17 protein-coding genes and 1 tRNA gene are annotated in these 20,959 nt (G+C 37.5%); 15 read left to right on the forward strand and 3 right to left on the reverse strand.

What is annotated here, in order from left to right; genetic code table 11:
• Window positions 1-41 precede the first annotated feature (41 nt).
• On the reverse strand, window positions 42-2,561 hold the full coding sequence (locus N0B16_RS04300; RefSeq protein WP_262989495.1) for an FtsK/SpoIIIE family DNA translocase: 2,520 nt from the start codon (window positions 2,559-2,561) through the stop codon (window positions 42-44).
• A gap of 248 nt (window positions 2,562-2,809) precedes the next feature.
• Between N0B16_RS04300 and N0B16_RS04305 the strand changes: the two genes are divergently transcribed.
• From N0B16_RS04305 to N0B16_RS04315, 3 genes are all read left to right on the forward strand, one after another.
• Window positions 2,810-6,142 (forward strand): cytochrome c biogenesis protein CcsA, encoded by a 3,333-nt coding sequence (locus N0B16_RS04305; RefSeq protein ID WP_262989496.1) that lies wholly within the window; start codon window positions 2,810-2,812, stop codon window positions 6,140-6,142.
• A 139-nt stretch (window positions 6,143-6,281) separates the two neighbouring features.
• Entirely contained in the window at window positions 6,282-7,151 is an 870-nt protein-coding gene (locus N0B16_RS04310) for an SPFH domain-containing protein (protein WP_262989497.1), read from the forward strand.
• 69 nt (window positions 7,152-7,220) lie between these two features.
• Entirely contained in the window at window positions 7,221-7,415 is a 195-nt protein-coding gene (locus N0B16_RS04315; protein ID WP_262989498.1) for a type II toxin-antitoxin system antitoxin, read from the forward strand.
• A 41-nt stretch (window positions 7,416-7,456) separates the two neighbouring features.
• Here the strand turns inward: N0B16_RS04315 and N0B16_RS04320 are convergent, their stop codons facing one another.
• Window positions 7,457-7,606, reverse strand: a complete 150-nt coding sequence (locus N0B16_RS04320; RefSeq protein ID WP_262989499.1) for a hypothetical protein — start codon at window positions 7,604-7,606, stop codon at window positions 7,457-7,459.
• Window positions 7,607-7,737: 131 nt separating this feature from the next.
• Between N0B16_RS04320 and amaB the strand changes: the two genes are divergently transcribed.
• The 10 genes from amaB (at window position 7,738) to N0B16_RS04370 (ending at window position 18,615) form a co-directional block, all read left to right on the forward strand.
• Window positions 7,738-9,288 carry an L-piperidine-6-carboxylate dehydrogenase gene (gene amaB, locus N0B16_RS04325; RefSeq protein ID WP_262989500.1) on the forward strand — a complete coding sequence of 517 codons (1,551 nt, stop codon included), beginning with the start codon at window positions 7,738-7,740 and terminating at the stop codon, window positions 9,286-9,288.
• An 83-nt stretch (window positions 9,289-9,371) separates the two neighbouring features.
• Complete coding sequence (gene lat / locus N0B16_RS04330) at window positions 9,372-10,697, forward strand: L-lysine 6-transaminase (RefSeq protein ID WP_262989501.1); 1,326 nt, start codon at window positions 9,372-9,374, stop codon at window positions 10,695-10,697.
• Window positions 10,698-10,759: 62 nt separating this feature from the next.
• Window positions 10,760-10,990 carry a DUF2007 domain-containing protein gene (locus N0B16_RS04335; RefSeq protein WP_262989502.1) on the forward strand — a complete coding sequence of 77 codons (231 nt, stop codon included), beginning with the start codon at window positions 10,760-10,762 and terminating at the stop codon, window positions 10,988-10,990.
• Window positions 10,991-11,143: 153 nt separating this feature from the next.
• The gene (locus N0B16_RS04340) at window positions 11,144-11,659 is read left to right on the forward strand and encodes a GNAT family N-acetyltransferase (protein ID WP_262989503.1); all 516 of its coding nucleotides are present in this window, start codon (window positions 11,144-11,146) and stop codon (window positions 11,657-11,659) included.
• A 108-nt stretch (window positions 11,660-11,767) separates the two neighbouring features.
• Window positions 11,768-12,223 carry a transcriptional regulator gene (locus N0B16_RS04345; RefSeq protein ID WP_262989504.1) on the forward strand — a complete coding sequence of 152 codons (456 nt, stop codon included), beginning with the start codon at window positions 11,768-11,770 and terminating at the stop codon, window positions 12,221-12,223.
• A gap of 1 nt (window position 12,224) precedes the next feature.
• Window positions 12,225-13,409, forward strand: a complete 1,185-nt coding sequence (locus N0B16_RS04350) for an efflux RND transporter periplasmic adaptor subunit (RefSeq protein ID WP_262989505.1) — start codon at window positions 12,225-12,227, stop codon at window positions 13,407-13,409.
• Window positions 13,409-16,555: an efflux RND transporter permease subunit gene (locus N0B16_RS04355; RefSeq protein ID WP_262989506.1), complete on the forward strand. Its 3,147-nt coding sequence runs from the start codon at window positions 13,409-13,411 to the stop codon at window positions 16,553-16,555. Before N0B16_RS04350 ends, N0B16_RS04355 begins: the two co-directional genes overlap by 1 nt.
• 21 nt (window positions 16,556-16,576) lie before the next feature.
• Window positions 16,577-17,992, forward strand: a complete 1,416-nt coding sequence (locus tag N0B16_RS04360) for an efflux transporter outer membrane subunit (RefSeq protein ID WP_262989507.1) — start codon at window positions 16,577-16,579, stop codon at window positions 17,990-17,992.
• Between the two features lie 144 nt (window positions 17,993-18,136).
• Window positions 18,137-18,210: transfer RNA gene (locus tag N0B16_RS04365), tRNA-Ala, on the forward strand.
• Between the two features lie 36 nt (window positions 18,211-18,246).
• Complete coding sequence (locus N0B16_RS04370; RefSeq protein WP_262989508.1) at window positions 18,247-18,615, forward strand: hypothetical protein; 369 nt, start codon at window positions 18,247-18,249, stop codon at window positions 18,613-18,615.
• A 58-nt stretch (window positions 18,616-18,673) separates the two neighbouring features.
• On the opposite strand, the gene N0B16_RS04375 is transcribed toward N0B16_RS04370, so the two are convergent.
• Window positions 18,674-19,321: a hypothetical protein gene (locus N0B16_RS04375; RefSeq protein WP_262989509.1), complete on the reverse strand. Its 648-nt coding sequence runs from the start codon at window positions 19,319-19,321 to the stop codon at window positions 18,674-18,676.
• Between the two features lie 126 nt (window positions 19,322-19,447).
• Between N0B16_RS04375 and N0B16_RS04380 the strand changes: the two genes are divergently transcribed.
• The gene (locus N0B16_RS04380; RefSeq protein ID WP_262989510.1) at window positions 19,448-20,035 is read left to right on the forward strand and encodes a C40 family peptidase; all 588 of its coding nucleotides are present in this window, start codon (window positions 19,448-19,450) and stop codon (window positions 20,033-20,035) included.
• 102 nt (window positions 20,036-20,137) lie between these two features.
• Window positions 20,138-20,950, forward strand: a complete 813-nt coding sequence (locus N0B16_RS04385; RefSeq protein WP_262989511.1) for a 2,3,4,5-tetrahydropyridine-2,6-dicarboxylate N-succinyltransferase — start codon at window positions 20,138-20,140, stop codon at window positions 20,948-20,950.
• Window positions 20,951-20,959: the final 9 nt, after the last annotated feature.

The following is a 20,959-nucleotide window of genomic DNA, read 5'->3' on the forward strand; positions in this document are numbered from 1 at the left end:
ACACTTTTCGATGTTAAAAGTTAAGTAACTACAACGTTATCTTAACTTCTCAAATCTTCCAAAAACTGTTCCAAAGAATGTAAATCACTGATCAGGACCTCTCTTGCTTTGGCACCGTTGAAGCCGCCTACAATTCCGCTGGCTTCAAGCTGATCCATAATTCTTCCGGCTCTGTTGTATCCTAATTTTAACTGTCGCTGCAGCATGGAAGTTGAGCCTTGCTGTGTAGAAACGATAATTCTTGCCGCATCTTCAAACAAAGCGTCTTTCTCATTAGGATCAAATGCTCCGACTGTACTGGTTGCTTCTTCATTGATGTATTCAGGAAGCATAAAGGCAGAAGCGTATCCTTTTTGCTCGCCGATAAACTCAGCAAGTCTTTCCACTTCAGGAGTGTCAATAAATGCACACTGAAGCCTTAAAATTTCATTTCCGTTAAAGTAAAGCATATCTCCTTTTCCGATCAGCTGATCTGCGCCCGGAGAATCTAAAATTGTTCTGGAATCTACACTGGAAATTACCCTGAAAGCCGCTCTTGCCGGGAAATTGGCTTTAATCATCCCTGTAATTACGTTTACAGAAGGTCTTTGCGTTGCGACAATTAAGTGAATTCCCACGGCTCTTGCTAATTGCGCCAGTCTCGCAATCGGAAGCTCAACTTCTTTACCGGCAGTCATGATCAAATCAGCAAATTCATCTACAACCAAAACGATGTACGGTAAATATCGGTGACCATTTTCAGGATTTAATTTTCTTTCGCTGAATTTTTTATTGTATTCTTTAAGGTTTTTACAGAATGCGTTTTTAAGCAGGTCATATCGCTGGTCCATCTCCACGCAAAGCGAGTTCAACGTGTTAATTACTTTGTTGGTATCCGTAATAATGGCTTCTTCTGCATCAGGAAGTTTTGCCAGATAATGCCTTTCGATTTTTGAATATAATGAAAGTTCCACTTTTTTGGGATCTACCATTACGAATTTCAATTCGCTCGGATGTTTTTTGTAGAGTAGGGAAGTCAGAATCGCATTGATTCCGACTGATTTTCCTTGTCCTGTAGATCCTGCCATGAGTAAGTGAGGCATTTTTGATAAATCTGCCATAAATACTTCATTCGAGATCGTTTTCCCGAAAACAACCGGCAGATCCATATCCGTATTCTGGAATTTCTGGGAAGCGATTACCGAACGCATCGAAACCATGGTAGGATTTTTTCTCGGAACTTCAATTCCGATGGTTCCTTTTCCGGGCATTGGTGCAATAATTCTGATTCCTAATGCAGACAGATTTAGTGCAATATCATCCTGCAGTTTTTTAATTGCTGAAACCCTGATTCCGGCTTCCGGAACAATTTCGTATAGCGTCACTGTAGGTCCTATTGTGGCCTTAATTTCAGCAATTCCGACATTAAAATTCTTGAGAAGACCGACAATTTTATTTTTATTTTCTTCTAATTCCTCTTTATTGACTGAGATTTCTTCATTTCCGTAATCTTTCAATAGATCTAAAGTAGGCATCTGGAATTTCGCCAGATCTAAACGGTGATCATATAAACCGTGTTTTTCAACCAGATCATTCGACTGCTTTTCAGAATCGTCCAAAACTTCTACAGCCGGAGCGACTTCCACATTAAATTTAATTCCATCTGCAGAAGAAGTTAAAGGTTTGTTATCAAAAGCGTCTTCCGGTTTCACTGCGGGGATAATAGGTTTTGTATTTAATTCTATATTTAAAGCAGATGAAAAGTCTTTTGTCTGCTCTTCAAAAGAAGTCTGATTAGGTGTAATAATTGTTTCAACAACCGGGATACTTTGAGTTTCTGGCTTTGTTGTGAAAGGTTTTTCAGCTTTGTCATTTCCTGAAAGATCTGTAATGGTAACGTTGGAAGGCATTTCCTGAACTTCGTTTTCCAGTTCTTCATCCGCTTCAAAGTTTTCATTTGAATTCGGCATCATTGATTTTACTTTGCCGATGGTATTTTCGTTGATTTTGTCAAATTTAGCCTTTACCGAACTGGGACGAAGATTAAATTCAAGAATAAAATACAACCCGATGCTTACCAGTAAAACCACCCAAAGACCGACACTTCCGATAATCGAATTTAAAGAATCCATAATCTGATATCCATAAACTCCGCTCAAAACACCTGCATTGCCTTTTCCTTTTGTAACCGCTCCGAAAAGTATAGGAAGCCAGCAAATAAAAAACAGAGAATGCCCGAACGTTTTCCAGGGTTTAAACATTTTTTTCTTCAGAATCATCGTTCCGAATACAATAAAAAGAAATGCTACAATAAATGAAGCGACTCCGATGCTTTCAAATATGAAAATATTTCCCAGCCAGTCTCCCAGTTTCCCAAAAATGTTGGAAGACTTTACTTCCTTATCCAGCATAGTTCCGGATTGGCTTTGATCTGCCTTCCAATTCATAAGATAAGAAATAAAGGAGAGCGCGAGTACTCCGGATAAAACAATGAATGTTAACCCGAAAAATATGCGCGGTTTTGATAGAATTTTGCTTGCTTCAGCCGTTTCCGGTTGTTTTTTTTGTACTTTCTTTTCCATAATGTCGATCCCGGCAAATTTAGTGTTTTTTTGATATTTTCATTATTTTTTTTCATCAAATCAATGTCCGGTTCCGTGTCCTTATTTTGTCTTATTTTTTGAGGTTGTTCTTTGAGATTGAGCAACAGTACAAGTTATTAAGAATGATTCAAAATAAGCACATCGCATCCTTATAATGACAAAAAACATCTTTTTTTATCTGCCTTTTGTTTTATCATCCTTACTTTTGCATGTCTAGTAAAAAAATCATGAATAAGATTCAGAATATCCTTATCTCAACGCGTACAATGGCAGTTTTGTTGCTCGTCTATGCAATATCGATGGCGTATGCAACTTTTCTTGAAAATGATTACGGAACTCCTACTGCAAAAGCATTAATTTACGAAGCAAAATGGTTTGAAATGATCATGGTCTTATTGATTATCAATTTTATAGGAAATATCGGCCGTTATCGTCTCTGGAGAAGAGAAAAATGGCCCGTTTTAATGTTTCACCTCGCTTTTGTATTTATATTTATCGGGGGAGCCATCACGAGATATGTGAGTTTTGAAGGAACCATGCATATCAGAGAAGGAGAAACCTCTAATGAAATTGTTACGGATAAAAATTTCTTTAAAATTCAGATTGAAGACCAAGGTGATGTTTTAAATTATAAAGACGTTCCTTATCTGATGTCTCCGCTGCATAAAGATTTTAATGCAACATACGACTTCCACGGAAAACAGATTAAGATAAAAACACTGGATTATATTCAAAGAAAAAAAGACAGTTTAATAAGTGATCCCAAAGGAAACGAATATCTTCATCTGGTATCGACCGGACAAACCGGAAGACAGAATATTTACATAAAACCCGGCGAAACAAAATCAATCAACGGAACTTTAGTAACGTTTAACAGAGCCATTGACGGTGCGGTGGAATTTAAAGAAGAAAACGGGCAGATTTTCATTAAAACTCCTGTAGATGCGAATTTCATGACGATGGCCACTCAAGCTACAGGAACTACAAAGAAAGACGAGTTCCAGCCTTTGGTTTTGAGAAGCCTTTATACGATTAATGAATTAAAATTAGTAGTTCCTGAAGGTCTTAAAAAAGGTAAATTATTAGCTTTTGAAGGAGACCGGAAGAAAGATCAGGCAGTTCCTGATATCATGACCGTAGAAATTGAAGGCCCTAAAACAAAACAGGTTGTTGATTTGTCAGTGGAAAAAGGAAATCCGAATGCATATAAGCAGGTTTCTATGGACGGACTTAACATTATGGTAGGTTTTGGACCCAAAGTATACAATACTCCGTTTGCCTTGAAGCTGGATGATTTTGTAATGGAAACCTACCCGGGAAGCTCTTCTCCGAGTGCGTATGAGAGTCATGTGAAAATCGTTGAGCAAGGCAAGCAGATTCCTTATAAAATCTATATGAATCATGTTTTAAATCATGGAGGCTACCGTTTTTTCCAGGCAAGCTTCGATCCTGACAGAATGGGAACGGTATTGTCGGTAAACCATGATTTCTGGGGAACCAATATTTCTTATTTAGGCTATACTTTATTATTTTTAGGAATGTTTATTATCTTCTTCTGGAAAGGAACCCATTTCTGGAAACTGAATAAAATGCTCAAGGATATCAATAAAAAGAGAGCGGTAGGAATTCTATTGCTGTTTTTAAGTTTAGGATTAAATGCCCAGAAAATTGAAACGCATGGCAACACAGACGGAAGCAGGGATATCCATGTAGAAGGAGATGGCCATAATCATGCAACGGCTCCCGAAAGTGCAAAAACACAGAATTCAGTTGCGGCGCCTCTAACGAAAATGAAAACCATTTCTGCAGACGAAATTATTGCCAGAAATAAAATCAGTAAAGAACACGCCGATAAATTCGGGTACCTTCTGGTTCAGAATTTTGAAGGAAGGATAGTGCCTATCAATACCGAAGCTTTAGATATTTTACGAAAATTATACAAGAAAGACGAGTTTAAAGGGACAGACGGAAAATCTCTTACCGCAAACCAGTGGTTTTTATCTATCAATACAGATACACCGAGCTGGACGATGGTTCCGTTAATCAAAATAGGATCAAAAGGCGGTGATGAACTGATGGCAAAAACGAAAGCCAACGAAGAAGGATACACCTCTCTAATGAATCTTTTTCCTGCTGATGCCAATGGAAACCTGAATTATATCTTGGATCACGATTACAACATCGCTTTTCGTAAAAAACCTGCCGATCAGACCAATTATGATAAGGAAGTCATCTCTGTGAATGAAAGAGTTCAGATTTTTAATGAATTTTTCAGCGGCCAGTTTATGAGAATCGTCCCTGTAAAAAATGATCCCAATCACACATGGCATTCGTGGCTGGATCAGAAAATGGAACCCGATATGGAATCTCAGCAGGTGATGGGACCTTATTTTGCTGAAGCTCTGGAAGCACAGAAAACAGGAAACTGGAGTAAAGCAGATACCGAACTCATTAAACTTTCGGAATATCAGCAGAAATGGGGCAAAAGCGTAGTCCCTTCCAAATCTAAAGTGAACCTTGAAGTATTTATGAATGAAGTGAATCTTAATTTCAAGCTTTTAATATTCTATACATTAATCGGAGGTTTATTATTGATTTTAGGATTCGTAGAATTATTTAAACCTAAAAAACTGCTCAACACCATTATCAAAGGAATTATTTATCTGGGTGTTGTGGGATATATCTGTCATTTCTTAGGTCTTGTTGCACGATGGTATATTTCCGGCCACGCTCCTTGGAGTAACGGGTATGAAGCAATTATTTTTATCTCATGGATTGGAATTTCGGCCGGTTTAATGTTCTATTTCGGATTTGGAAAAAACAGTAACAGTAATTACCCTTTAGATACAAAAGCTTTAATATTAACGTCAAGATTATTCGGGGCTAAAAATCATTCCAACGCACTGATTCCTGCTGCAGGTTTTATGGTGGCGGTGATTATGATGGGATTTGCACATGGCGGTTCTGCTTTAGATCCGCAGATTACGCCGTTGGTTCCGGTTCTTAAATCGTATTGGCTGATTGTACATGTTGCCATTATCACTTCAAGTTACGGATTCTTTGCTTTGTCGATGATCATTGCGGTAATTTCACTGGTATTTTATATCATTTCAGATAAGAATATGTTCAGGTTGCACAATGATTCTACGTTAAAAGAATTGGCCATCGTTTCTGAAATGTCATTGACGATCGGTCTTTTTGCCTTAACGGTAGGAAACTTTTTAGGAGGAATCTGGGCCAATGAATCTTGGGGAAGATACTGGAGCTGGGATCCGAAAGAAACATGGGCTTTTATCTCAATCATGGTATATGCTTTTGTGTTGCACATGAGACTGGTTCCGGGATTGAGAAGCAGATGGGCATTTCACGTGGCGACCATGTTTGCATTCTGTTCGATGGTGATGACGTATTTCGGGGTTAATTATTACTTAAGCGGACTCCACTCTTATGCGGCGGGAGATCCGGTTCCGGTTCCGGCTTGGGTATATATTGGCTTGGGAACCATGTTATCATTAGCTTTGGTTTCTTATCTTAAATTTTCGGCACTGAAGAAAAAATAAATCTTTTACATACCTATAAAAGGTCCTGGAATTATTTTCAGGACTTTTTTTGTGAAAATAATTAAAATAAATAATTCAACATTTACAATTTTATTTATCTTTATGATATCAAATTAATATCATTTTAAAAATTACAGTTATGGAAAAAGTTCTAAAACCAATGTCAGGATATCTGGCTTTACTTATTTGTCTGTTATTATTTATCGCTTCTGCGTATCTGTTTATTACAGGAACTACAGCAGAAAATATAGGAACCACAATTCTTGGAGCAGCATGTTTCGTGGTATTTTTCTTTTTCATGAAAGGTTTAATGATTATTCAGCCTAATCATTCACGTGTTTTAAATTTCTTTGGAAAATATGTAGGTACGGTAAAAGACAACGGTTTGTTTTTTATTAATCCTTTGTATTCTTCACAAAAAATGTCACTGCGTTCCGAAAATTTACAGGGACAGACATTGAAAGTGAATGATAAAATGGGAAACCCGATTGAGATTGCAGTGGTAATGGTCTGGAAAGTGGGAGACACCTATAAAGCAGCTTTTGACGTTGAACGATATTCTGATTTTGTAAAAATGCAGAGCGAAGCGGCAGTTCGTCATTTGGCAATGAGTTTCCCATATGACAATCTAGAAGACGATCATGCGCCTATTACTTTAAGAGAGGGAGGTGATAAAATTAATTCTATCCTGGAACAGGAACTTACGGATCGTCTTTCAAAAGCGGGAATCATCATTCAGGAAGCCCGGATTTCTCATTTGGCGTATGCTTCAGAAATTGCAGGAGCGATGCTTCAGAGACAACAGGCAACTGCCATCGTTGCAGCAAGAACCAAAATCGTAGAAGGAGCGGTCGGAATGGTAGATTTAGCCTTGAAAAAGCTTTCTGAAGAAAATATTGTTGAGCTGGATGATGAAAGAAAGGCGGCAATGGTGAGCAATTTAATGGTCGTACTGTGTGGTGAAAAAGCGGCACAGCCTATTTTAAACGCAGGAACTTTGTATAATTAAGAAAAGCGATCATTAATTTAAGATTAAAGCAGTATTAAAAAATATTTGTTATTATAAAAAATCAACCAGATGAAAATTGATAATGCTGAAAACAGGTCAGAAAAACCGCCGAAAGGTAAAAAATCATTTGTCATTAGGATTGATGAATCTACCTATAAGCTGATCGAAAAATGGTCAAATGATGAATTCAGAAGTGTCAACGGCCAGATTGAGTATATCCTTCATCAGAGTTTAATAGAAGCAGGCAGAAAAAAGAAAGAGTAATACATTTATAACCCTAAAGCAGAGATCGTTCTCTGCTTTAATTATTGTAAACAGCCTTTAAGAGTATCTGCTCCGAAATAAAAGATAACCAGCCATATCAAACCTTTGATCGTAAAAAAAGCAAATCCTGCCCAACCTACACGCTTAAACCATTTTTTAAATTTAGAATTGTTTTCCTGAGAGTTTTCCATTGCTGAAATTGTGATTATTAGCTACAAAGATAAGCATGTTTATAATTAGTCCAAATAAAAATGAGGATAAAATTTATATTTCGGGATTCATATAATATTTTTATCTTTAGGCGAAACGAAAAGTAACATTTATGTCTAAAAAAGTCAAAGATTTTGGAATTGAAAAGTCTTTAAAAAATCTCGGAATTAAGGATGAAAACAAAGGGACTTCCAAGGGAGGTCAATTTTTTGCATCAGGAAAAACAATAGAAAGTTATTCGCCTTCAGACGGGAGATTAATTGCCAGAATAAAAACTTCGGGAGAAAGTGATTACGATCAGGTGATTGAAACTGCCCAGAAAGCATCTAAGGAATTCAGAATGATTCCCGCACCAAAACGGGGAGAAATCGTGCGTCAGTTAGGACAGAAATTAAGAGAATATAAAGATGATCTGGGAAAACTCGTTTCTTACGAAATGGGAAAATCTTTGCAGGAAGGCCTTGGTGAAGTGCAGGAAATGATTGATATCTGCGATTTTGCAGTAGGATTATCAAGACAGCTTCACGGCTACACCATGCATTCCGAAAGACCGGGACACAGAATGTACGAGCAATATCATCCGATTGGGATTGTGAGCGTAATTACCGCTTTCAACTTCCCGGTTGCAGTATGGGCGTGGAATACCGCTCTTGCCTGGATTTGCGGAAATGTTACCATTTGGAAGCCATCAGAAAAAACGCCGCTTTGTGCGATTGCCTGTCAAAATATCATGATTGAAGTGCTGAAGGAAAACAATCTTCCTGAAGGGGTTTCAAGTGTTTTGGTAGCAGATCATGAGATCGGTCAGAAACTGGTAGATGATAAACGTATTGCCATGGTTTCTTTTACCGGTTCTACGAGGGTGGGAAGAATGGTATCTTCAAAAGTGGCAGAAAGATTCGGGAAATCAATTCTTGAATTAGGAGGAAATAATGCCATAATCATTTCAAAAGATGCTGATCTTGATATGTCAATTATTGGTGCTGTTTTCGGAGCCGTAGGAACGGCAGGACAAAGATGCACCTCAACAAGAAGGCTGATTATTCATGAGAGCGTTTATGAAGAAGTAAAAAACAGATTGGTAAAAGCATACGGACAGTTAAAAATAGGAAATCCTTTGGATGAAAACATGCACGTAGGACCGCTTATCGATGTAGATGCAGTCAATCAATATCAAGCTGCTATTGAAAAATGCAAAAAAGAAGGCGGGAAGTTTGTAGTGGAAGGCGGTGTTTTATCTGGTGAAAATTACGAATCCGGTTGTTATGTTAAGCCATGTATTGCAGAAGTAGAAAATTCTTTCGAAATCGTACAGCATGAGACTTTTGCCCCAATTTTATATCTAATAAAATATACCACGCTTGAAGAAGCGATTGCTATTCAGAATGATGTTCCTCAAGGTTTATCTTCAGCGATCATGACACAAAACCTGAGAGAAGCAGAGCTTTTCCTTTCTCAGGCAGGTTCAGACTGTGGCATTGCAAACGTCAATATCGGTACTTCAGGAGCAGAAATCGGCGGTGCTTTTGGAGGCGAAAAAGAAACCGGGGGCGGAAGAGAATCCGGCTCAGATGTATGGAAATACTACATGAGAAGACAAACCAATACTATAAATTATACCGCTCAATTGCCTTTAGCACAAGGAATTAAGTTTGATCTCTAATAAAATGTATTAAATTAAGATAGAGGTTAAACGAAATCATATACTGCAATTTGATTTAATCTCCGTCTTTTAACCAAAATGATATGGAACAAATCGTAGACAATAAAACGAATAAAGTAAAAGATACCATCGGAAAACACGTTCTTGCAGACGGTTTCGATTTTGTGATGGATATTGAAAACTCACAAGGTTCATGGATTCATGACCAGATTTCAGGGAAAAACCTTCTGGATATGTTTTCAATGTTCGGATCTGCATCAATAGGATACAATCACCCTTATCTGCTTGAAAGAGCAGAATGGCTCGGAAAAATGGCGATCAACAAGCCTACTTTAGCCGATGTATATTCTAAAGAATATGCTGATTTTGTGGATACTTTCGAAAGAGTGGCAATTCCTAAAGAGCTTCAGTTTGCCTTTTTTATTGAAGGAGGAGCGTTAGCGGTAGAAAATGCGATGAAAGCCTGCTTCGACTGGAAAACCAAAAAGAATTTTGCCAAAGGACTTACAACTGAAGCGGGAATCTGTATCCATTTCAGACAAGCATTTCATGGAAGAAGCGGCTATACTTTAAGCCTTACCAATACGTCAGACCCGAGAAAATATCAGTATTTCCCGATGTTTGACTGGCCAAGAATCATCAACCCGAAACTGAAATTTCCGATTACTGAAGAAAATCTTGAGGAAACCATTAATAATGAAAGACTTGCACTTTTAAATATTGAAGAAGCTATTTTATCCAATCCGAATAAAGTGGCCTGTATCATTATCGAGCCTATTCAGGCGGAAGGAGGTGACAACCATTTCAGAGACGAGTTTTTTGTTGAATTAAGAAAAATTTGTGACGAAAATGAAGTATTGCTGATTTTTGATGAAGTGCAGACAGGAATAGGAATTACCGGCAAGATGTGGGCATACGAACATTTCAGCATTGCTCCGGATATTATTTCTTTTGGTAAAAAAACACAGGTGTGCGGAATTTTGGCCAACAGAGAAAAATTTGATGAAGTTCCGGATAATGTTTTCAGAGAAAGCTCAAGAATCAATTCTACATTCGGCGGAAACTTTATCGATATGCTCCGTTTTCAGCTGGTGATGGAGGTGATTGAAAAAGAAAACCTACTTCAGAATGCGATTACTGTTGGAGAATATTTACTGGAAGGTTTGCAAAAACTCGCTCAGCAATATCCTGACAAAATTTCAAATCCCCGCGGAAGAGGATTGATGTGTGCGATCGATTTGCCGACGCATGAGCAGAGAAACCATCTGAGAGAGCTTCTGTATGATGACGGATTGATTATTCTCTCGTGCGGAGATCAGTCTATCCGTTTCAGACCACATTTGAATGTTTCACAGGAAGAAATTCAGATTGCGTTAGATAAAATTGAAAATAATATTAACAAAATTTAAAATATTCTGATTTGTAATTTCAGAAAAATCTTCTTATATTTAAATACTCAAATGAATACAATATGGAAAGACAAACGAGAGTATCAGTTTTTGAAAGTGATAAACCGGCAGAAATTCAGCTGATCAAATCCAAACTGGAAGATGCGCAGATTACAAACGATGTAGAAAACAATTATCTTACTTTTACGACAACGCCTACTGCAACGTCGCTGAAAGTAATGGTTGATTTACAGGACGAAAAAAAAGCGTTTGAAATTATAGACGCTTATCTTCAGGAAAATCAGAATCAATAAAAACTATTTCATAATTTTAAATTTTACTACTTCGAAACCGAAAATTAATCCTTATTAGTTTTCGGTTTTTTATTGTAGATTCTAATAATCAATTTAGATTCTTAATTTATTTAAGATAAAGTTTACTCAATCAATCATAATCATTTATTTGTAATGAAGTCACCGGAAATACATTTTAGAAAAGCAGAAAAAGAAGACAGAGATGCTATCTGGAAAATCATACAGCAATCGATCGAAAGAAGAAGGCTTGACGGAAGTTCACAATGGCAGAATGGATATCCTAATCTCAGTACGGTCGAAAGTGATATTGAAAAAAAATTTGGATATGTTCTAACCATAGATGATACCATTGCTGTGTATGTTGCTTTGATTTTTAATGATGAACCGGCCTACAGCACCATAGAAGGAGCATGGCTTACCAACGGAGAATTTGTGGTTATTCACAGAGTGGCCGTTTCAGAACAGTTTGCCGGACAGGGGCTGGTAAAAAAACTCTTTGATTATATCGAAGATTTTGTAAAATCAGAACATGTTTCAAGCATAAAAGTAGATACCAATTATGATAATACAGCCATGTTGAAAATTCTTGAATCCAAAGGCTATACGTATTGTGGTGAAGTATATTTGCAGGGTGGCGTGAGAAAGGCTTTTGAGAAAGTGCTGATGTAATCATAACGTTTTATTATTGAGGCTTTCAAAAATCAATTATTTATAAACTCTATCATCTTTGTTCGTTTGGTTCCGAACTAAGTTATACTTTTGTTAAAAATTTACTGCATGACCAAAAGTATAGAAGTTGATGAGAAAATTTTTCAGGATGCCGTAAAGTTTTACAGCTCCATGCTTAATATTCCACCGTTGGCTTCCAAAATATATTCGTATCTGATTTTTGATTTTGAAAAAATTGGAATACCGTTTGATGAATTTGTCGAGGTTTTCTCGGCAAGCAAAAGTTCGGTCTCTACAAGCATATCATTGCTGTTAAGTTCTCAGCTGATTATCGACGTTAATAAAATGGATGAAAGAAAACGTTATTTTTTTGCCAATGACGATTATAAAAAAATCAGGTTTGAAAAAATAGTACAGAAAATGAAAGACGAACTTAAGCTGTTAGATGATCTGAAAAACTTCCGCAAAATTCATAATGATCATGAAGAAAAAAAAATGGAAGTATACCAATCTCTTTTACATAAAAGTATTATCAATATTCAAGAATCTCTTAATAAATTATAACATGACAAATAAGCTTATACTGTTTTCTATTGCGGCAATCTCTCTTACTGCCTGTAAAAAAGAAGCTCCGAAACAAGATGGCCCAAAACCCTATCCTGTAGTATCGGTAGAAAATAAAAATATAGTGGGATACGATACCTTTCCTGCAAGTATCGAAGGCAGAGTGAATAATGATGTAAGAGCAAAAATTCAGGGGTATATTACCCAGGTTTTGGTAGATGAAGGGCAGTACGTTACCAAAGGGCAGCCGTTATTCCGTCTGGAAACCAATACCTTAAATGAAACAGCCGCCGCTGCAAAAGCCGGAATTGGCGCTGCAGAATCAAATATTGCTGCCGCACAGGCTTCGGTAAATGCCGCACAGGTAGAAGTCAATAAATTAAAACCGCTTGTTGCCAAAAATATCATCAGTGATATTCAGCTGCAGACTGCGCAGGCGAATCTTTCTAAAGCAAAAGCTCAGGTGCAGCAGGCTATCGCCGCAAAACAACAGGCTTCTGCAGATTATAAAGGCGTTGCCGCAAATATAGATTATTCTGTAATCCGTGCACCAATTTCCGGGGTGATTGGCAAATTGCCTCTTAAAGTAGGAAGTTTGGTAGGGCCTACAGATCAGACTCCTTTAACGACTATTTCAGACACTTCACAGATCTTTGCCTATTTTTCTATGAATGAAAAAGAATACTTTAACTTCCTTGAAAAATCTGAAGGTGCATCTGTTCCTGAAAAAATTAAAAATCTTCCGATGGTAGAATTGCAATTGGCAAACGGAAGTATCTATCCAGAAAAAGGGAGAATTGAAGCCATTACAGGTTCCATTGATCCTTTAACGGGGACGATACAGTTTAGGGTAGGATTCTCAAACCCTCAGAAACTTCTGAGCAACGGAAACAGCGGAAGTATCAGGTTTCCTAAAAACTTTGATCAGGTTTTGGTGGTTCCCGAAAGTGCAACGTATGAACAGCAGGGTATTGTTTACGTATATAAAGTAGAAAAAGATACCGCCAAAAATGTCGTAGTTGATATCATCGACAGAATTGATAATATGGCGCTTGTAAAATCAGGCGTTAAAAAAGGTGATAAAATTGTTGCTGCAGGAATCGGAGGCCTGAAAACAGGTACAGCAATAAAACCGCAGCCTGTAAAATTTGACAGCCTTGTTCAATCTATAAAACCGAAATTCTAATGATAAAAAACTTTATTAACAGACCGGTTTTATCAACCGTTATATCAATACTTATTGTAATTCTCGGGGTTTTGGGGCTTATTTCTCTTCCCGTAACTCAATATCCGGATATTGCACCGCCTACTGTAAGTGTATCTGCAAGCTACACCGGAGCCAATGCGGAAACCGTAATGAAAAGTGTGGTGGTTCCTTTGGAAGAGCAGATCAACGGAGTTGAAGGGATGGATTATATCACTTCTTCTGCCGGAAACGACGGCTCTGCCAATATTCAGGTGTTTTTTAAGCAGGGAATTGATCCTGATATTGCTGCGGTAAATGTTCAGAACCGTGTAACAAGAGCTTCCCCTTTGCTTCCGAGCGAGGTGACCCGTTCCGGGGTAGTTACTCAGAAACAGCAGACCAGTGCATTGATGTACATGTCTTTTTATTCAGAAAATAAAGATTTGGATGATGTATATCTTCAGAATTTTTTAAATATCAATGTCATCCCAAACCTGAAAAGGGTAAATGGAGTAGGTGATGCCAATGTTTTCGGTGGAAAAAATTATTCTATGAGAATCTGGCTGGATCCTGCAAAAATGGCGGCATACGAGCTCACTCCAAATGATGTAACTGCAGCAATCAATGAACAGAGCAGGGAAGCAGCGGCAGGTTCTATAGGACAAAACAGCGGAAGTTCTTTTGAATATATCATTAAATATGTCGGAAAATTCAATGAAAAAGAGCAGTATGACAATATTGTCATAAAAGCTTTAGGAAACGGACAAAACTTAATGTTAAAAGATGTAGCAAAAGTTGAATTAGCCGGCCAATCGTATTCGGGAGTGGGTGAAAACGGCAATTATCCGTCGATCAGTATGGGTATTTTCCAGACACCGGGTTCTAATGCGCAGGAAATTATTAAAAATATTAAAACATATCTTAAATCTGCGGAAGGCACATTTCCGGAAGGCGTGAAATACACCTTTAACTTTGATACCAACGAGTTCCTGGAAGCTTCTATTGAAAAAGTAATCCATACTTTGATTGAAGCATTTATTCTTGTATTTATCGTAGTGTATATTTTCCTTCAGGATTTCAGATCTACCTTAATTCCTGCCATTGCGGTGCCCGTATCTATTGTAGGAGCATTTTTCTTCCTGAATCTGTTTGGATATTCATTAAACTTACTGACACTTTTTGCATTGGTTTTAGCCATCGGTATTGTAGTGGATGATGCGATCGTCGTCGTCGAGGCAGTACATGCCAAAATGGAAAACGGCATCTCCAATGCAAAGAAAGCAACGGTTGAAGCAATGGATGAAATCACCGGTGCTATTATTTCGATTACTTTGGTGATGGCGGCAGTATTTATTCCGGTAACCTTTATTACAGGCCCAACCGGAGTTTTTTATCAGCAGTTCGGGATTACTTTAATTATTGCAATCATTATTTCTGCCATTAATGCATTGACATTGAGCCCGGTTTTATGTTCACTGTTTTTAAAGCCACATGAAGAACATCATGAAGATTATAAGAATAAAAATTTTATTCAGAAGTTTTTCTACAAATTTAATATTGCCTTTAAAACGACCACAGAACGATATGGAAGAGGATTTAATTTCCTTCTGAAACATAAATGGGTAACCCTTATTATTTTTGCGGTTACCGGCGGTATTTTATTCTGGGCAAGTTCTACGATGAAAAAAGGTTTTGTGCCCACCGAAGACCGTGGTATTATTTTTACCGATGTACAGCTTCCTCCGGGAGCCTCCATGGAAAGAACATATAATGCCCTGAAAACACTTCAGGCAAATGCTTTGAAGATCCCTGGAATTCAGAATGTAACGATTTCTACCGGTAGAGGGTTTTTATCAGGAAATGGAAGCAACAACGGTCTAGCTTTTGTAAAGCTGAAACCGTTTGAAGATAGAAAAAAAGACGGTTTGACGTCTGAAGATATTACCAAAAAACTGTTTGGAATTTCAGCAAAAGTTCCCGATGCCAAAATTGTGTTTTTTCAGCCACCGAGTGTTCCGGGATTTGGTAACAGTGCAGGTTTTGAAATGGTTTTATTGGATAAATCCGGCGGTGATTACGCAGATTTTGACAATGTAGCACAAGGTTTCATTGGAAAATTGATGGAAAGACCAGAAATTGAGTTTGCGCAGACTTCATTCAATACCAAATATCCGCAATATCAAATGGAAATCAATGTTCCTCTTGCAAAGCAGCTCGGAGTTTCGGTTTCAGATATTTTGAGTACCATGCAGGGATATATTGGAGGGGTTTATACAGCCGATTTTACAAAATACGGAAAACAGTTCAGGGTTATGGTTCAGGCACTCCCGGAATCCAGACAGAATATTGATAATCTTAATGAATTATACGTAAAAACCGGTTCTGGTGTAATGTCCCCGATTTCACAATTTGTCACACTTACCAAAGCATACGGACCGCAGTCGGTGAGCAGGTATAACTTATTTACTTCCGTAAAATTAACAGGAGCCAACTCTCCGGGTTACAGTTCGGGAGATGCAATCACAGCGGTGCAGCAAGTGGCAAAAGAATCCCTGAACCAGAACTATGATGTTGAATTTACAGGGTTGACAAGAGAAGAACTGAATTCAGGATCTCAAACCTTGCTTATTTTTGCCTTAAGTCTGGTATTTGTATATTTTATCCTTTCTGCTCAGTATGAAAGTTATATTTTGCCTCTGGTTGTAGTCATTTCACTTCCGCTTGGGGTAATGGGAGCATATTTCGGACAGAAAATCATGGGTCTGGAAAATAATATTTACTTCCAGATTGCACTGATCATGTTGGTAGGTCTTTTGGCTAAAAATGCCATTTTGATTGTAGAATTCGCTGTTCAGCGGCGTCATCACGGGGAAAGTATCGCGACATCCGCCATTAACGCTGCAAAAGCAAGGTTAAGACCTATTTTAATGACTTCTTTAGCCTTTATTTTCGGGCTTCTACCATTGGTTTTAGCCAGCGGAATCGGAGCGGTCGGTAACAGATCAATCGCAACAGGAGCCGCAATAGGCTTGTTAATAGGTACTATTTTGGGTGTATTTGTCATTCCGGTTTTGTATGTGATTTTCCAGACTTTGCAGGAAAAAGTAAAACCCCTGAAACAAGAAGACATCAATTTAGCCGAATAGGAATCTTTAAGATTTTAAATAATGAAGAAATTATCAATTATAATTAAAGGAACCGTATTTTCAGTATGCACACTGGCGATTTTATCATCCTGTATGGTAAGAAAAGAATATGAAAGGCCAAACCAGGTTGTAGACGAAAAACTTTTCCGTACCGATATGCTTCCGCAGGACACGGCCAATATTGCCAATGTCTCCTGGAAAGAAATATTCACAGACCCTATTCTCCAGAAGCATATTACTACAGCGCTAAATAATAATTTAGACATCAGAATTGCGCTTCAGAGCATTACTTCTGCAGAGGCTTATCTGAAACAAAGCAGAGCAGCTTACCAACCTACGCTTACTGTAGGACCTGGATATACTTTTCAAACGCAGTCTTTAAATACGCAAACCGGACAGCTGTTCGGATCAAGACGCTACATCAATCAGCTTGATGTAACAGCAAGTATCGGTTGGGAACCTGATTTATGGGGAAAATTAAAGTCCCAGCAGAAAGCCCAGCTTGCCAATTATTTAGGAACCGTTGCCGCCCATAAAGCAGTGAAAAGTGATTTGGTGGCATCTGTAGCATCTTCTTATTATCAGCTGTTAACATTTGATGACCAAAAAAGGATTATCCAGGAAACAATTGACATCCGAAAGAAAAATCTGGAAACCACCAAAGCGTTAAAAGGTGCAGGTACACTTACGGAAGTTGCTGTTCAGCAAAGTGAAGCACTTGTATATAACGCACAATCTTTACTGATTGACATTGATACTCAGATCCAGCTTCTTGAAAATACGATGAGTTTACTGATGGGAGAACCTTCTCATGCGATTGAAAGATCAACATTAGAAAACCAGCAGATTCCGATAGATCTAAAGCTGGGATATCCGGCTCAGTTATTGGCCAACCGGCCCGATGTAATGCAGGCAGAATATAATCTGATGAATGCTTTTGAGCTCACTAATTCTGCAAAAGCGCAATTTTATCCTACATTGAGAATTACCGGAAACGGTGGTATTCAGTCGCTTGATATTGATCATTTATTCAGCATCAATTCATTATTTGCAAGTGTGGTAGGAGGATTGGCACAACCGATTCTGAATAAAAGACAGATCAGGACTAATTATGAAGTAAGTCTGGCCAATCAGGAAACGGCTTATCTTAATTTTAGAAAAGCGGTTCTCACCGCCGGAAAAGAAGTGTCTGATGCAATCAGAATATTTTCTGTGCAGGATTCTTTTATTGATCTTAAAACGAAAGAATTGAATGCCTACAAAAATTCGGTGGAATACTCTCAGGAACTGGTCAATTATGGGATGGCAAATTATCTTGAAGTCTTGAATGCCAATGTAAGCTCTCTCAATGCAGAACTCAATATTTCTAATGCGCAATACAGTAAAATGAAAGCGGCCGTAGATTTATATCAGGCTTTAGGAGGAGGCTGGAAGTAAACATCATTTAATGGAATTATTAAAAACGTATGCTTGCTCAGCATACGTTTTTTAATATATTCTTAAAAATTTGTTTCAAAATGATAAATTTTTATTTTGTTAATACCTATAAAACATTATATTTGCTGAGGATTACCAATAATGGGGGAATTAGCTCATCTGGCTAGAGCGTTAGACTGGCAGTCTAAAGGTGACGGGTTCGATCCCCGTATTCTCCACAGGAATAAAAACTTTGTCAAACCATATTAAAAGCTATGAAGAAACTTTTTTTACTTTTGCTAACTACTTTTTCATTAATTGGATGCAGCTCAGATGATGACACCATTTATGATTATATCGGAACCTGGTCCGGAACGTATTCAGGGACAGATAAAGGAGCTTGGAATTTTGTGGTTGCAAATGATGGTAAAGTTACAGGAACAATGCATTCTGATGTTAATAATGAAAACTACAATATTTCAGGAAGATTAGATGCTTCAGGACAGCTTACTGCTGATCTTGGTTTACCTTCGGATGGTCAGTTTACAGGAACCTTGGCTGATAAAAAAGGCGATGGAAGCTGGACGAATGCAGTTCCTGCTCCTACAAGAACCGGAACGTGGACCGGAATGAAAAATAAATAATACAAAATTTTTATAAAACTAAGACCTGCAACGTAAAATTTGCAGGTTTTTTTATGCATTATGCAAATCCCATTTGTATAATTTCGCCGTCTTTCTTCAGAGTGATAAAATGAAGTATAGAATGATCATCGGTAAAGCATTTGGTAAAAACCAGTTCATTCTTTTGCTTTTCCATTTGGATGATCTGCTCATAAGTTTCCGTAGAATACCGATCGAAATCAATTTTTATCGTCGTGATGACAATTTCATCTGTCATAGCTTCACTTAAAAATAAACTGTTATCCCATAAATTCAAAACAACTTTTGTACTAACAGAAATATTGTCTATTTTTCCAAAGCAGAAATTTCTTAAAGCTGATTTCCCTTTTTCGGTATCTATCCCATTTTTCACGGTTCTTTTGCCACGTTCAGAAATAAAATCCAGATCCTTAATTTCAGTCATCAGTTTTGCAAACTTTTGATAGAGTAGGGGATCTTCGGCGTATATAATGAAATTCTTAATAGATTGCCGTATCAACTTTCCAATTTTTGAACAGTGGCCAAATTCAGAGCTGTTCTGACGTACTTTTTCATACGCAGGATTTTTTTTAAAAGCAGATTTATTAAAGCCGCTTTTCTTTCGGACTATATTTTTACCATTCAAAGTGTAGAATACCAGATCTCCTACAGATCCATTTATTTTTAAGAAACTTTCGTATGTCGCCATTTGACCGATTATTTTACAAATATAAAACTATTTTTATATTATTATATTATAATTAATATATAGTTGTAGTATAGTTTATGTATATTCATCAAAAAAATTATATATTTGTAATTCAATTCTGTAATTATGATTACAAAAGCTTTTACGCATAATTTTATTAACAAGAAATTTTCTGTTGCAGGTAGAATTTCGTCATGTATTATTTTGTTCTTTGTCATTATTTCATGTGGAAGCGCAAAAAAAGTCTCAACACAAAAATCTTCATCTACAATAAATATCAAAGCGGAAAACCTCAGAAAATTAGATTCAAAATTTGATGGTAAAATTTCAGGCCCTGTAAAAAATATTTTAAAAGATGCGGAACACTATTTAGGTGCTCCCTATAAATTCGGTGGCAATACTTCTTCAGGCTTTGACTGCTCAGGATTTACCGTAAAAGTTTTTCAGGAAAATGATCTGGTTTTACCCAGAAGGTCTGCAGATCAGGCCAATGCAGGGAAAAGCATTGATGTAGAAGAAGTAAAGCCCGGTGATCTTTTATTTTTCGCTACTTCAGGAGGAAGCCGTGTTTCCCATGTAGGAATTGTCTTTCAAATAGAAAATGATGGTGAGATCAGATTCATCCATGCTTCTACTACAAAAGGTGTGATTATATCTTCACTTAATGAGAAATACTGGAATAAGACGTATCTTCATGCACAACGGATTCTTTAAATAACTGACTACATTATCCGATATAGAGTGCTAAGTAAAATAAGGTTTGCTGAACTTTTTTGTATATTTGGCCGTATAATTATTAACGATTAAAACGAAAACATGTCTTTACAACATACTATTGAAAACATTTGGGATCACCGAGAATTATTACAAAACGAAGACAGTAAAGCCGCGATCAGAGAAGTGGTTTCACTTTTAGATTCAGGAGAATTACGTGTTGCTGAGCCCGCAGAAAATGGATGGAAAGTGAATGAATGGGTAAAAAAAGCGGTTGTCATGTATTTTCCGATCCAGACTATGGAAACGATTGAAGTAGGACCGTTTGAGTTTCATGATAAAATTCCTTTAAAAAGAAACTATGCTGAAAAAGGAGTTCGTGTTGTACCCCATGCTATTGCAAGAGAAGGTTCTTTTATAGCTTCAGGAGTTATTTTAATGCCTTCATACGTTAACATTGGAGCGTACGTAGATTCCGGAACCATGGTTGATACTTGGGCAACAGTAGGAAGCTGCGCGCAAATCGGTAAAAATGTTCACCTGAGCGGCGGCGTAGGAATTGGAGGTGTTTTAGAACCTTTACAGGCTGCACCTGTTATCATTGAAGACGATTGCTTTATCGGGTCAAGATGTATTGTTGTAGAGGGCGTTCATGTTGAGAAAGAAGCGGTTTTGGGAGCGAATGTTGTTTTAACGGCATCCACAAAAATTATTGACGTAACCGGAGATCAGCCTGTAGAAATCAAAGGTCGAGTTCCTGCGCGTTCAGTTGTTATTCCGGGAAGTTATACCAAACAATATCCTGCCGGAGAATTTCAGGTTCCATGTGCCTTGATTATAGGCCAGAGAAAAGAGTCTACAGATAAAAAAACATCTTTGAATGATGCATTAAGAGAAAACAACGTCGCTGTTTAAATAAAACTG

Source organism: Chryseobacterium gilvum (assembly GCF_025628965.1).
GTDB classification, from domain to species: domain Bacteria; phylum Bacteroidota; class Bacteroidia; order Flavobacteriales; family Weeksellaceae; genus Chryseobacterium; species Chryseobacterium gilvum.